This window comes from Enterococcus sp. DIV1316a, from assembly GCF_050536915.1.
Taxonomy (GTDB): Bacteria; Bacillota; Bacilli; order Lactobacillales; family Enterococcaceae; genus Enterococcus; species Enterococcus faecalis.
In genome coordinates this window covers 923,527-936,901 of the sequence record NZ_CP172913.1, presented here as the reverse complement: position 1 = coordinate 936,901, position 13,375 = coordinate 923,527, and the positions used below count along the sequence as shown (strand labels likewise).

General features: G+C 37.6%; 14 protein-coding genes. 7 read left to right on the top strand and 7 right to left on the bottom strand.

What is annotated here, in order from left to right:
• Positions 1–41: 41 nt before the first annotated feature.
• Positions 42–584 carry a DUF1273 domain-containing protein gene (locus IGL56_RS04605; RefSeq protein ID WP_002357991.1) on the bottom strand — a complete coding sequence of 181 codons (543 nt, stop codon included), beginning with the start codon at positions 582–584 and terminating at the stop codon, positions 42–44.
• Between the two features lie 62 nt (positions 585–646).
• Here IGL56_RS04605 and recU point away from each other — a divergent pair, with 62 nt between their 5' ends.
• Both recU and IGL56_RS04595 read left to right on the top strand, forming a co-directional pair.
• Positions 647–1,264, top strand: a complete 618-nt coding sequence (gene recU, locus IGL56_RS04600) for a Holliday junction resolvase RecU (protein ID WP_002388848.1) — start codon at positions 647–649, stop codon at positions 1,262–1,264.
• Between the two features lie 41 nt (positions 1,265–1,305).
• The gene (locus IGL56_RS04595) at positions 1,306–3,642 is read left to right on the top strand and encodes a PBP1A family penicillin-binding protein (RefSeq protein ID WP_002360569.1); all 2,337 of its coding nucleotides are present in this window, start codon (positions 1,306–1,308) and stop codon (positions 3,640–3,642) included.
• Between the two features lie 83 nt (positions 3,643–3,725).
• Here IGL56_RS04595 and IGL56_RS04590 read toward each other — a convergent pair whose 3' ends face one another.
• The 3 genes from IGL56_RS04590 to IGL56_RS04580 all read right to left on the bottom strand — a co-directional run bounded on the left by IGL56_RS04590 (position 3,726) and on the right by IGL56_RS04580 (position 6,775).
• On the bottom strand, positions 3,726–5,336 hold the full coding sequence (locus IGL56_RS04590) for a CTP synthase (RefSeq protein ID WP_002357995.1): 1,611 nt from the start codon (positions 5,334–5,336) through the stop codon (positions 3,726–3,728).
• A gap of 307 nt (positions 5,337–5,643) precedes the next feature.
• Positions 5,644–6,261 (bottom strand): DNA-directed RNA polymerase subunit delta, encoded by a 618-nt coding sequence (gene rpoE, locus IGL56_RS04585; RefSeq protein ID WP_002357996.1) that lies wholly within the window; start codon positions 6,259–6,261, stop codon positions 5,644–5,646.
• A 76-nt stretch (positions 6,262–6,337) separates the two neighbouring features.
• On the bottom strand, positions 6,338–6,775 hold the full coding sequence (locus IGL56_RS04580; RefSeq protein WP_002382132.1) for a DUF1934 domain-containing protein: 438 nt from the start codon (positions 6,773–6,775) through the stop codon (positions 6,338–6,340).
• Between the two features lie 331 nt (positions 6,776–7,106).
• Between IGL56_RS04580 and IGL56_RS04575 the strand changes: the two genes are divergently transcribed.
• The 3 genes from IGL56_RS04575 to yidA are packed head-to-tail and all read left to right on the top strand — an operon-like array spanning position 7,107 to position 10,120.
• Positions 7,107–7,922: a lipoate--protein ligase family protein gene (locus IGL56_RS04575; RefSeq protein WP_002385999.1), complete on the top strand. Its 816-nt coding sequence runs from the start codon at positions 7,107–7,109 to the stop codon at positions 7,920–7,922.
• On the top strand, positions 7,919–9,289 hold the full coding sequence (locus tag IGL56_RS04570) for a dNTPase (protein ID WP_002357999.1): 1,371 nt from the start codon (positions 7,919–7,921) through the stop codon (positions 9,287–9,289). The genes IGL56_RS04575 and IGL56_RS04570 overlap by 4 nt, the downstream gene beginning before the upstream one ends.
• An 18-nt stretch (positions 9,290–9,307) precedes the next feature.
• Complete coding sequence (yidA, locus tag IGL56_RS04565) at positions 9,308–10,120, top strand: sugar-phosphatase (RefSeq protein WP_002358000.1); 813 nt, start codon at positions 9,308–9,310, stop codon at positions 10,118–10,120.
• 63 nt (positions 10,121–10,183) lie between these two features.
• On the opposite strand, the gene IGL56_RS04560 is transcribed toward yidA, so the two are convergent.
• Positions 10,184–10,630 (bottom strand): NUDIX hydrolase, encoded by a 447-nt coding sequence (locus IGL56_RS04560; RefSeq protein ID WP_002358001.1) that lies wholly within the window; start codon positions 10,628–10,630, stop codon positions 10,184–10,186.
• Between the two features lie 148 nt (positions 10,631–10,778).
• Between IGL56_RS04560 and gloA the strand changes: the two genes are divergently transcribed.
• Positions 10,779–11,153 (top strand): lactoylglutathione lyase, encoded by a 375-nt coding sequence (gene gloA, locus IGL56_RS04555; RefSeq protein ID WP_002358003.1) that lies wholly within the window; start codon positions 10,779–10,781, stop codon positions 11,151–11,153.
• 141 nt (positions 11,154–11,294) lie between these two features.
• Entirely contained in the window at positions 11,295–12,017 is a 723-nt protein-coding gene (locus IGL56_RS04550; protein ID WP_002358005.1) for a gamma-glutamyl-gamma-aminobutyrate hydrolase family protein, read from the top strand.
• A 50-nt stretch (positions 12,018–12,067) separates the two neighbouring features.
• Here IGL56_RS04550 and IGL56_RS04545 read toward each other — a convergent pair whose 3' ends face one another.
• Both IGL56_RS04545 and IGL56_RS04540 read right to left on the bottom strand, forming a co-directional pair.
• Positions 12,068–12,940, bottom strand: a complete 873-nt coding sequence (locus IGL56_RS04545) for an aldo/keto reductase (protein WP_002386000.1) — start codon at positions 12,938–12,940, stop codon at positions 12,068–12,070.
• A 28-nt stretch (positions 12,941–12,968) separates the two neighbouring features.
• Positions 12,969–13,331 carry a hypothetical protein gene (locus IGL56_RS04540; protein ID WP_002358008.1) on the bottom strand — a complete coding sequence of 121 codons (363 nt, stop codon included), beginning with the start codon at positions 13,329–13,331 and terminating at the stop codon, positions 12,969–12,971.
• Positions 13,332–13,375 lie beyond the last annotated feature (44 nt).

The window sequence follows — 13,375 nt, the reverse complement described above, 5'->3', positions numbered from 1 at the left end:
ACTATTGTAACGAAAAATAGCTAGAAAATCAAACAGATTCTCTAATCAATCACCGAGTTTTGTAAATCATCCATTGTAATTAAGCGAATATCATAGGGTTCTCGTTCCGAAAAATGTTGTGCATCCTTTAAAAAATACTCCGTTTTGCCAGAGTACTCTTTGTCATAAATAAGTAAGCTGCCTCCAGAATGTTCCAAAAGAAATTTTGTATGCATTTTTAATTGTGCTGGCGATTGATAGGGCTGGTGACTTACTGAGTTGATATAATCAGCCAAACTTTCCGCTTTCGATAACAGTTCTCGATTTTGTTCATTCCAATTATTGCCAAAGTCTTTAAATGGATAAAGCAAACCTAGCTGAACTTCTGGATATTCCATTTTTAATTCCCCAACTACTTCAGCTGTCCAAAGTTCAACACCTAAATTGCCAGAAATCAAAATCCATTCTACTCCCGCTTCAATATAACTGGCTAACTCTTTTTTTAAGACATTTTTAATAACTGTGATTTTCGGGTCTTTTCCTTGAAATATCCCCAATTCAAAGCTGCGATAACCGGTGACATAGAGGGTTTTTATCATTTCCATAAGTCATCCCTTTTCTTTCAGGTCTTTTTTTTGGTATAATACAGGCTAGGAGTGTGATAAACGTGACGTTCCATTATCCTAACGGAATACCTTATAATCATCATGAAGCACAATCACCAAAAAAACAAGTAAAAAAGAAACGCCCCGTTGAATTTGGTAATCGTGGGATGGATTTCGAAGAAGCGATCAATCAAAGCAATCAATATTATCTATTGAATAAGCAAGCAGTCGTTCATAAGAAACCCACTCCTGTTCAAATTGTTAAAGTAGATTACCCCAAACGAAGTGCGGCTGTTATTAAGGAGGCCTACTTTAGACAAGCTTCAACGACTGATTATAACGGTGTATATCAAGGCCGTTACATAGATTTTGAAGCGAAAGAAACGAAAAATACCACGTCCTTTCCCTTTAAAAATTTTCATCAACATCAAATTGATCATATGGAACAATGTATAGCACAACAAGGGATTTGTTTTGTGCTATTATGGTTTTCAAGCTTAAAACGCTGCTTCTTTTTTAGTGGTGAAAATCTAATAACGCATTGGAAAAACCAAGCAGTTACTGGAAAAAAATCTATGCCGCTTGCACTCATCGAGAAAGAAGGAATTGAATTATCTTTTGGAATCGCACCGCGAATCCCTTATCTCGACGCAGTGGAACAATATATTCAGACACACTAGATTCATAAAGTTTTGAAAGTATAACAAAGGAGTTGCTATTTATGCCAACCGCAAATTCAGGCTCGCGAGCTGCTAGACATGCATCCAACACCTCATCGAAGTCGAGTTACAAGAAAAAGACACAACCGCCGAAAAAGAAAAAACGGCTTGTTTTAAAAATCTTTCTTGGCTTACTTATCGCTGGGATGGTCGCTTTTTTAGCAGGCGTTGGTCTTTTTTGGTTCTATGCACGACAAGCCCCAAAATTAGAAGATGACAAACTGAATGCGACAGTTTCATCGAAGCTTTACGATATTAATAATGAAATTTTTGAGGATTTAGGCGCAGAAAAGCGTGAATTAATTCAACCAAATGATGTGCCTCAATTATTAAAAGATGCCATTGTTTCTGTCGAAGACCGTCGTTTCTATAAACACATTGGTGTGGATCCGATTCGGATTATCGGTTCTGCTCTTTCAAATGTCAAAAATGGTGGATTACAAGGCGGAAGTACCTTAACCCAACAATTAATTAAATTGTCCTACTTCTCTACAAAAGAATCTGACCAAACCTTGAAACGGAAAGCACAAGAAGCATGGATGGCTGTTCGTTTAGAACGTGAAAAATCAAAAGAAGAAATTTTAACTTACTACATTAACAAAGTCTACATGGCGAATGGTTTCTATGGAATGGAAACAGCGGCTGAAAATTATTATGGTAAACATTTATCTGAACTTGATTTACCACAAACGGCCCTACTGGCAGGAATGCCACAAGCGCCAAACTCATACGATCCCTATACAAAACCAGATACTGCTAAAGAACGCCGGGATGTTGTACTCTACACAATGTACGACAATAAAAAAATCTCGAAAGCAGAGTACGAAAAAGCCAAAGCTACCCCAATCGATGAAGGCTTAGTGCCATTAAAAGCCAGTGATGACAATCGAAAAGTCGTAGATAATTACGTCAAAGAAGTAATCAATGAAGTGAAAGCAAAAACTGGTAAAAATGTTTACACAGACGGACTAGATATCTACACAAACTTAGATATGAATGCCCAAAAACAACTTTACGATATTGTCAACAGTGATCAATACGTTGCGTTTCCAGATGATAAAATGCAAGTGGCTTCAACCGTTATTGATGTTGCCTCTGGACAAGTCCGAGCACAAATTGGTGGTCGTCACATTCCTGATGATGTGCAATTAGGAAACAATTTAGCTGTTAACACCCAACGTGATGTTGGTTCAACCGTGAAACCAATCATGGATTATGGTCCCGCAATTGAGAATTTAAATTATTCGACAGGTCGCCTCATGGTGGATAAACCAACGAAATATCCTGGTACCGACATTGATGTCTTCAACTCTGATTTAACATATCAAGGCGTCATTACTATGCGCCGTGCGATTATGGGTTCTCGTAACACAACCGCGGTCCAGACGTTTGATGAAGTTGGTAAAGAAAACATCATGCCTTTCATTAAAGGACTAGGAATTGACTATAAAAACTTAGAAGCCTCGAATGCCATTTCAAGTAACACAAGCGATGTAGATGGCGATAAATATGGAATTTCCTCATTGAAGTTAGCAGCAGCTTATGCGGCTTTCGCCAATAACGGGATATACAACAAACCGTATTACGTAAACAAAGTCGTTTTCAATGATGGAACTAGCGTTGATTATCAACCTGATGGCAAACGTGCAATGAAAGACTCTACCGCCTATATGATGACGGATATGTTAAAAGATGTTTTAAACGGCGGAACAGGATTTAACGGCGCCATTCCAGGCTTAATCCAAGCGGCCAAAACAGGGACTTCTAACTATACTGATGAAGATTTAGCGCGAATGGGCACAACAGAAAAAGGAATTGCCCCGGATAGTACCTTTGTTGGTTATACAACACACTATGCCGTTTCTGTTTGGACTGGATACAATGATCGAAATACACCAATCTATCAAGAATACTATGGGATTGCCTCGGATGTTTATCGTGAAATAATGAGTTACTTGTCTCAAAATGTTTCAAACGATGACTGGGTGCAGCCAGACAGTGTTGTGCGGGTAGGTAATGAATTATACGTGAAAGATGCCTATGAGGTACCAAATGTACAAGTTTTACCAAGTACTACCTCTTCAGCACCACAGCCGGAATCTAGCAGTACGGTGGAATCCTCTTCCACAAAAGAAGCGGAAAGTTCATCAAGTTCTAGTTCAGAAAGTGCGCCTTCTTCCTCTGAAGCGCCACCCTCAACCGAACAACCGGCAAGCTCTTCCTCAGCAGAGCAACCGGCAACATCGGAACAACCACCTGAACCATCAAGTTCTAGTTCACAAGAACCGCCGCAACCACCTGAAAGTAGTTCTAAACCAGATGAAAATAAAGCAGCATAAAAAGTACGGGGCTCACCATGAGCCCCGTACTTTTTTAGATTAAAAATGGACGAAGTGAACTGAATCACTTCGTCCATTTTTGCTTATTTACTTTCTTTATTTGCCAAAGCTGCACCAACAAATCCTTTGATTAAGCGTTGTGGGCGATTTGGACGAGAAATTAATTCTGGGTGGAATTGACAAGCCACAAAGAATTGTTTTTCAGGAATTTCAACAATCTCAACTAAACGATTATCTGGTGAAACTCCAGAGAAAACTAAGCCATTTTCTTCAAATAATTGACGATATTTGTTGTTAAATTCATAACGATGACGGTGACGTTCTTGGACAACATCTTCATTTCCGTATGCTGCCGCAGTTTTCGTTCCTTTTTTCAATTTACATGGATATAAACCTAAACGTAGTGTGCCACCTAAATTCTCGATGTTTTCTTGATCTGCCATTAAATCAATAATGTTATTTGTCACGTCAGGATTAGTTTCTGCAGAACCAGCATCTTCTAAGCCCACAACGTTACGACCAAATTCTACACAGGCCATTTGCATACCTAAACAAATACCAAGGAATGGTACGTCATTTTCGCGAGCAAAACGAATCGCTTCAATTTTTCCTTCAATTCCACGATCACCAAAACCACCAGGAACCAAAATACCATCTGCTGAACCAATTCTTTCAGCGACATTTTCAGCAGTTAATTCTTGTGAATCAACCCAATCAATTTCGATATCTGAATCAAAATCAAACCCAGCATGTTTTAATGCTTCTACAACAGAAATATAGGCATCTGGTAATTCAACATATTTACCAACCAGCGCAATTTTTGTTTTCTTTTTCAAGTTAAGAACTTTTTCTTCTAATGCACGCCACTCAGTCATGTCTGCAGCCGGTGCATCCAATTTTAAATGATCACAAACAATTTGATCCATGTTTTGTGCTTGAAGTGCTAATGGAATGGAGTACAATGTTTCAACATCACGAGATTCAATTACCGCTTCCGGATTAACATCACAGAATTGTGCTAATTTGTTTTTAGTGTTTTGAGAAACAGGTAATTCTGTACGGACCACTAAAATATTTGGTTGAATCCCTAAACTTCTTAATTCTTTGACACTATGTTGTGTTGGTTTAGTTTTCATTTCACCAGCCGCTTTTAAGTAAGGAATCAAGGTTGTATGGATGTACATTACGTTGTCACTACCCATATCAGCTTTCATTTGACGCAATGCTTCTAGGAAAGGTAATGATTCGATGTCGCCGACAGTACCACCTACTTCTGTGATAATCACATCGGCATCCGTCATTTTCGCTGCACGCATGATTTTTTCTTTGATTTCATTGGTAATGTGTGGAATAACTTGCACTGTTGCACCTAAGTATTCCCCTTTACGTTCTTTACGTAAGACTTCTGAATAAATTTTCCCAGTGGTTACGTTTGAGTATTTATTTAAGTTAATATCAATAAAACGTTCATAGTGACCTAAGTCCAAATCTGTTTCGGCACCATCATCTGTGACAAAAACCTCTCCATGTTGGTAAGGACTCATTGTCCCCGGATCCACATTAATATATGGATCGAATTTTTGAATCGTAACTTTTAATCCACGATTTTTTAATAATCGTCCTAAAGATGCTGCGACAATCCCTTTTCCAATAGAAGAAACCACGCCACCTGTAACAAAGATGTATTTTGTCATAATAGTTAAAAACCCTTTCTTTGATAATATTTTGTAGAGAGAAGTAAAACAACTTTGAGACTCTTACGTTTCTCCAAATAAAAAAGAAACAAAAATAGAAAAGCTCCCTATCCATTACGAATAGGGAGCTTGTAAGTTCGTTCAAACTTCTGACCTTCTTAAAGGTGCCCAAGTAGTATAATACAAGCAAACGGACATCAGGTCAAGTACTTCTATTCAAGAAAATAATTTTTTCTATTTTCTCATTTTTCTTAAGCATTCAACTAAAAAGCTTGACTCCTTCTTAGGAATCAAGCTTTTTGGTTTCTTACTCTTCAGAATATTCGTCATCAAAATCGTCTTCATCTTCAACATCATCGTCATCAATGATCGTTAAATCTTCTTCGATTTGCGGAATGTCTTCTTCATCATCGTCTGAATCTGCACCAATCTCTTGTAAGTCAGAGTTGTATGCTTTGATTTCTTCATCTTCATCTTCTTCATCATCGTACAAGATGTCTTCTTCATCATCATTTGTTAATTCAGCATCTTCTGGATCGTCATCGTTATAGTCAATTACATCTTCATCGTTTGGATTAGTGATGAAGGCATTTACTTTTTTACGTTTTCTACGACGTGGTGCATCTTCTTCGTCTTCTTCCAAACCATGTGTAACTTCTTCATCGATTGAATCGATTGGATACCATGAACGTAAGCCCCAACGATTGTCTCCCAATGAGATAAAGCTACCGTCGATGTTTAAATCTGTATAAAATTGTGCTAATTGGTCACGAATTTCACTATCAGACTTGCCAAGATAATTTTGGATTTGGTTAACTAAATCAGAAAAATCCATTACATCTGCATGTTGTTCTAAAATAGCGTGTGCTACTTCAATCATGGATAATTCTTTTTTGTTTAACCCTTCAAATACATTAATTTCCAAGAGGTACACGTCCTTTCACAGTCTACTCCTTATCATACAAAAACATTGAAAAAAAATCAATTCTATTCTGCAATATTTATGCAGTAAATTCTAATTCTAAATGATATTCTCCGATTCGCTCTGTTTGAGAGTATAAATCATAATCAACTAAAATCTTACCAGACATTGGTTGATCTTTTAAACTAACACGCAAATTATGTGTAAACGTACTAATCTGTAGCAAGCCATAAGGGGTTCGATAACTTGTATCTAATTTTTCCTGATAGCCAAATCTTAAACGCATCCGTAATTCGCCGGCACGAATCAGCTGAACATGCCCGTCTGGTTCAATTTTAATGGTTACGGGGGTTGGTTCTGTATCCTCTAATAATTCTTCTTTGTAACGAATGTATAATGTATCACCCATTTTTACTAATTGACCTTCTAAGTCAAAGAAAAAATCTTTTTGTTCGTTGCCTTGTTGGACAATCGTTTTTAGTTGAATCGATACAGGAACGCCTGTTGATAAATCCATAATGGTCACTCCTTTTCCAAAATATAACTTTCTTATTGTTGACTTTTTCAATATATTTGTCAACTAAAGTCAATTTTTCCTTGTTTATGTACCTTTTCTTATTGTATAAGCTCTTTTCACGGGTTGCAAGCATTTGTTTCATCTATTTAATAAGAAAACCGTTTACTATTTTAGAGAATTCCTTCAGAATTCGTTTATATAACATGCTTTTTTGCGTTTTTTGTATATAATATAAGAGAGAGTAAGAAAATAAACGTATTAAATGACGTAATTATAAATAGACAGGACGTTTTTTATGAGCACAACTTTTCCCCTTCACACCGAATCATTTATGCTCCTTGATTCAGGTTGTTTAACAAACAGTGACTATTTTTTACCTTTTGCCTTGACCGATGTTTTAACTACTTTTTCAGGAATGCAGCACCAACCAATCATTCATTTCTGGCAATTGGATCAAGCAATGATTCTTGGCATGAAAGATACCCGTGTACCACATCTAAAAGAAGGCATCACTTCTCTGCAAGAAAACGATTATTCTGTAGTCGTTCGCAATGCCGGCGGTTTAGGGGTGATTGCCGATTCGGGTATTTTAAATGTTTCACTTATTTTACCAAATAATTCTGAACACAAATTAAGTATCGATGCGGCTTATGAATTAATGTGGGCTTGGCTCCGTCAGAGTTTTCCGGAGAAAGAGATTGACGCCTTTGAAATTACTACATCCTATTGTCCCGGTACTTATGATTTAAGTATTGGCGGTCAAAAGTTTGCTGGGATTGCCCAACGACGCGTCAAAGACGGTATTGCTGTCATGATTTACATCAGCGTTAACGGCAATCAACTTGCTCGTGGAGAAGTGGTGCGAGACTTTTACCTTGCTGGCTTACAAGAACAATTTGGTGAAAATGGCTATCCACCCGTTGATCCAGCAGTGATGGCAAATTTAGAAACCCTGATTGAGACTCCATTAACAATAGACGCCGTAAAAACCCGTTTAATCGAAGCATTACCTCAACAATTTGAAAAATCTATTGATCCAAACTTAACCGAACCAATTATAACCTCAGAATGGTTCCAAACAAATTTAACTGTCCAGCTGGAAAAAATGGCGCAACGAAACGCCTTAATTAAAGGAGAGATCGTATGACGATTCCGTATAAAGAGCAACGATTACCAATCGAAAAAGTTTTCCGTGATCCCGTCCATAATTATATTCATGTCCAACATCAAGTGATTTTAGACCTTATTAATTCTGCTGAAGTGCAACGATTACGTCGCATTAAGCAACTAGGTACTTCTTCTTTTACGTTTCACGGTGCCGAACATAGTCGTTTTTCCCATTCTTTGGGTGTTTACGAAATTACACGTCGGATTTGTGAGATTTTCCAACGTAACTACTCTGTGGAACGATTAGGTGAAAACGGCTGGAATGACGACGAGCGCTTGATTACACTTTGCGCAGCTTTATTACATGATGTCGGTCATGGTCCTTATTCACATACATTCGAGCATATTTTTGATACAAACCATGAAGCAATCACGGTCCAAATCATCACCTCACCAGAAACGGAAGTCTATCAAATTTTAAATCGTGTTTCGGCAGATTTTCCTGAAAAAGTCGCCAGCGTTATTACTAAACAATACCCAAATCCTCAAGTGGTGCAAATGATTTCTAGTCAAATTGATGCCGATCGCATGGACTATCTGTTACGTGATGCATACTTTACAGGGACGGAATACGGAACTTTCGATTTAACTAGAATTTTACGTGTGATTCGACCCTACAAAGGAGGCATTGCCTTTGCTATGAATGGGATGCATGCGGTGGAAGACTATATCGTTAGTCGTTACCAAATGTATGTCCAAGTCTATTTCCACCCTGTTTCTCGTGGGATGGAAGTGATTCTTGATCATTTATTGCATCGAGCGAAAGAATTATTTGAAAACCCTGAATTTGACTATGATTTACAAGCCTCTCTGCTTGTACCATTCTTTAAAGGGGACTTCACCTTACAAGAATATTTAAAATTGGATGATGGCGTCCTCTCTACGTACTTTACACAATGGATGGATGTGCCTGATTCAATTCTAGGTGATTTAGCCAAACGTTTCCTTATGCGTAAGCCTCTGAAGTCAGCCACCTTTACGAACGAAAAAGAGAGCGCAGCAACGATTGCTTATTTAAGGGAATTGATTGAAAAAGTTGGTTTCAACCCTAAATATTATACTGCCATTAATTCAAGCTATGATTTACCTTACGATTTTTATCGTCCAAATAAAGACCGTCATCGTACACAAATTGAATTGATGCAAAAAGATGGCTCATTAGTGGAATTGGCAACGGTCAGTCCCCTAGTTGCAGCACTTGCTGGTCAAAGTCAAGGAGATGAACGTTTCTATTTCCCTAAAGAAATGCTTGACCAAGGAAATAAAAAACATTACGATTTATTTGATGAGACGTATCGTGAGTTTTCAAGTTACATTCATAATGGTGCGTTAGTTTTAAAAAAATAGGTTTTCTAGGAGGATTCTATGTCAATTAAGTTAGTTGCTATTGATATCGACGGAACATTGCTAAATTCACAACACAAGATTACCCCACGGGTCAAAGAAGCGCTCCAAAAAGCAAATGAGCAAGGCGTTCGTATTGTTTTATGTACAGGCCGTCCTTTGCCAGGCGTGAAAGAACAATTGGATGAATTAGCCTTATATGGTGAAAATGATTTCGTGATTACCTACAACGGTTCGCTTGTCCAAGCAACCAAAGATAATGCGATTATTTCACGCTATACCTTAAGTTATGAGGATTTTTTAGAAATTGAAATGTATTCTCGTAAAGTCGGCGCTCACTTGCACACAATTGATGATTCCGCTATTTACACTGCCAATCGCAATATTGGTAAATATACGATTCACGAAGCATCTTTAGTGAACATGCCTTTGAAATATCGTACGGTGGATGAAATGACACCAGAGATGAACATTATTAAAATGATGATGATTGATGAGCCGGAAGTTTTAGATCCTGCCATTGCAAAATTACCATTACATTTTACCGAAAAATATACGACTGTTAAAAGTACACCTTTTTACTATGAAATCATGAATAAAAATGCTAGCAAAGGCAATGCTCTAGCAAAATTGGCAGACCATTTAGGCTTAAATAAAGACGAAGTGATGGCCATTGGTGACAATGAAAATGACTTATCCATGATTGATTACGCTGGGATTGGTGTTGCGATGGGCAATGCGACAGAAAATGTTAAAACAATTGCCGATGTGCATACCACTAGTAATGACGAAGATGGTGTCGCTCAAATTATTGAAAAAATGGTTTTAATTTAAACATTCTTTTCAATAACAATAACCCTCAATCTAATCAACATAGATTGAGGGTTATTCGTTATTTTATGATGCTGCCGCTAGCCATTTTTCAACGGCCCAGCGGTGGCTTCCTCTTTTTAATAAACGGACTGCTTCTTCTGGTGCAACCCAGTGTAAAGTATTGGTCCTTTCTAAGGGTTCGCTAAGTTGCCGCCAAGTATTCGCTACATAAAAATAGCCAGGATTATAATAGGCAGTTTGGCGATGGTTCGAATAAAAATATTCATCAGCTTCCCCTAAATAACAGCCAATTTCTACACTAATTCCTAATTCTTCTAGCACTTCTCGGTGGATCGCTTCTTCTTTCGTTTCGGTGCCTTCAATTTCGCCTCCTGGTAAAAAATAAGCTCCATTTGGCGCTTGTACCAGAACCATTGTGTTATTTTCTGGCTTTGAAACAATAATGTATGCAGCATATCTTGTTTGATAGGTCAATGTCTCTTCTCTTTTTCCAAACGTTGGCGTTTTCATTGGCGCACCTCTTCTCTTTTCATCTATTTTACCTGAGAAATTCCTTTAGAACAAGTCAGAAACCAAGCGTTTTTCTCTACATTTCACGTTTATCTATGCTACTATTAACGTTGGAAATATAATTAAGTTTGAAAGGGAGTTTTTAACTATGAAAATGGCTCATACATGTGTGCGTGTAAAAGATTTAGAGGCATCATTAGATTTCTATCAAAAAGCCTTCAATTTTGAAGAAAGTCGCCGTCGTGATTTTCCAGAAAATAAATTTACTTTGGTTTATTTAACTTTACCAGGAGACGACTACGAACTAGAACTAACTTATAATTATGATCATGAAGCATACGATTTAGGAAACGGTTATGGTCATATCGCCATCAGTACAGATGATTTAGAAGGATTACACGAAAAACATCAAGCGGCTGGCTTAACTGTTACTGACTTAAAAGGCTTACCTGGAACTGCACCATCTTATTACTTTGTTGTCGACCCAGATGGTTATAAAATCGAAGTCATTCGTGAACGTTAAAAAGTTTCACTTGTTCACTTACTGAGTTTTTTGTGTTTGAGAGCTGTCCGAGACAAAACTTGTCTCGACTTCTTCTCAAACACTTTTTTCAAAAAAGTGCTACAATAGAACGTATGAATTTATTGAGGATGTGATGTTATTATGACAAAAAAAATTATTGGAATCGCTGGCAATCAACTTTTGCAGGCGGCTGAAGTGTTTCACGGTAACCAAGTGACTTACACCCCACAAGGTTTTGTGAGCGCTGTTCAAGCCGCAGGTGGCGTTCCTCTCGTTTTGCCAATTGGCCCCAAAGAATTAGCCGCTACGTATATACAACAAATTGATAAACTACTTTTAGCAGGCGGTCAAGATGTTGCCCCTGAATTTTACGGACAAGAACCCCATATAAAATTAGAAGAAACGAATCGTGATCGTGACGAGTTTGAATTAGCCCTAATTGAAGAAGCCTTAAAACAAAACAAACCTATTTTTGCGGTTTGCCGTGGAATGCAATTAGTCAATGTTGCTTTAGGTGGCACATTATATCAAGATTTATCGATGTATCCTCAATGGTCAGTTAAGCACGGACAACAACCCACTCAACCAATCTTTGCGACGCATCGTATTGATGTTGAACCAGACAGTCAATTATCAAACATATATGGTACAACTGGTCAAGTCAACTCGTACCATCACCAAGCACTACATACTTTAGGAAAAGATTTACGCGTTACTGCTTGGTCCTCTGATGGCCTTGCAGAAGCAGTGGAATCAACAAATGAACAGCAGCCTTTATTAGCTGTTCAATGGCATCCTGAACTAATGTACGCACGTGATGCCAAATCCCAAGCACTCTTTAACTACTTTGTTCAAAAATTATAGTAAAAACGGAGGGACGTCTTTTGCCCCTCCGTTTTTACTTGCTATCATACTTAAAAATCAAAATTATCTGGATCTGCACCAAAACGATGATCCTTATTTAACTGATTAATTGCGGTTATTTCTTCTGGTGTTAATTCAAAATCAAAGACAGCAAAATTTTCCTGAATTCTTTTTTCGTGAACAGATTTAGGAATCACGATAATATCATTTTGTAAGTGCCAACGAATAATCACTTGGGCCGCTGATTTACCATATTTTTCACCAATTTTCACTAGTACTGGTTCAGATAATAAATTACCTTGTCCTAGAGGAGACCAAGCCTCCACGGCAATCTTATTTTCGGCTAAATATTTTCGTAGCGGTTCTTGTGTTAACGTAGGATGTAATTCAATTTGATCCACCATTGGCACAACATTGGCTTCTGTTAATAAATCTTCCAAATGATGTTGATGAAAATTGGAAACGCCAATTGCTTTGGCACGACCACTTGCGTAAATTTCTTCTAATGCTTTCCATGATTCTTTATATTTACCAGCAACAGGCCAGTGAATTAAATATAAATCAACATAGTCTAACCCTAATTTTTCTAAGCTTTTATCAAACGCTTTAATCGCATTTTCATAGCCTTGATCTTCATTCCATAATTTCGTCGTCACGAAAATTTCTTCGCGGGGAATACCCGATTGACGAATGCCTTCGCCCACCCCTACTTCGTTTTTATAAACGGCTGCCGTATCAATCAAGCGATAACCCGCTTCTAAAGCCCATTTTACTGAATTTGTTGCTTCTAAGCCATCTTCTACACGCCAAACGCCTAAACCTAAGCGTGGCATTTCATTGCCATTTGCTAATTTTTTTGTTTTATCCAAAGTCATGTGTTTCTTCAGTCCCTTCATTTTCATTACTTTTAGTATACTACGCATTCTTCTTTCACGAAACAATCACGACTTGTCAGGTCATTTTCTTTATTTTTAATAAATAACGACGCCAATAAGTCAGCACTCCGATTAGTGCCACAACTACAATTGTTCGACCGCTAACGCTTCCAATCCACAGTTTAACTGCAAGTAACCAGATACAAAAGAGATAAACACAGGACCAATTAAAGGAAACTTTCAATGTACATGATTCCGCAATTTCGATTATCTGACTACTAAAAAAACGACTCCCTAATCGTAAAGCGACTGGATTATGGAAGATGAATGTTCGTCGCTTGTCAGCCGTCAAGCGAGTGGCACATCGTTCATCAATAAAAATTGTTACAGGTAATTTAGAAAGTAAATCATTTTTTGCCCATTCAATTGAAACTTTCACGCAGCACTCACAACCTTTAACAAAATTATAAAATATATTATTTA

Excerpts from the sequence above, each read along its gene's own strand:
- IGL56_RS04605 (WP_002357991.1), bottom strand. The coding sequence starts at position 584 with ATGGAAATGATAAAAACCCTCTATGTCACCGGTTATCGCAGCTTTGAA.
- IGL56_RS04575 (WP_002385999.1), top strand. The coding sequence starts at position 7,107 with ATGCTCCTTGATTCAGGTTGTTTAACAAACAGTGACTATTTTTTACCT.
- IGL56_RS04580 (WP_002382132.1), bottom strand. The coding sequence starts at position 6,775 with ATGGATTTATCAACAGGCGTTCCTGTATCGATTCAACTAAAAACGATT.
- gloA (WP_002358003.1), top strand. The coding sequence starts at position 10,779 with ATGAAAATGGCTCATACATGTGTGCGTGTAAAAGATTTAGAGGCATCA.
- yidA (WP_002358000.1), top strand. The coding sequence starts at position 9,308 with ATGTCAATTAAGTTAGTTGCTATTGATATCGACGGAACATTGCTAAAT.
- IGL56_RS04590 (WP_002357995.1), bottom strand. The coding sequence starts at position 5,336 with ATGACAAAATACATCTTTGTTACAGGTGGCGTGGTTTCTTCTATTGGA.
- IGL56_RS04550 (WP_002358005.1), top strand. The coding sequence starts at position 11,295 with ATGACAAAAAAAATTATTGGAATCGCTGGCAATCAACTTTTGCAGGCG.
- IGL56_RS04560 (WP_002358001.1), bottom strand. The coding sequence starts at position 10,630 with ATGAAAACGCCAACGTTTGGAAAAAGAGAAGAGACATTGACCTATCAA.
- IGL56_RS04595 (WP_002360569.1), top strand. The coding sequence starts at position 1,306 with ATGCCAACCGCAAATTCAGGCTCGCGAGCTGCTAGACATGCATCCAAC.
- IGL56_RS04545 (WP_002386000.1), bottom strand. The coding sequence starts at position 12,940 with ATGCGTAGTATACTAAAAGTAATGAAAATGAAGGGACTGAAGAAACAC.
- IGL56_RS04570 (WP_002357999.1), top strand. The coding sequence starts at position 7,919 with ATGACGATTCCGTATAAAGAGCAACGATTACCAATCGAAAAAGTTTTC.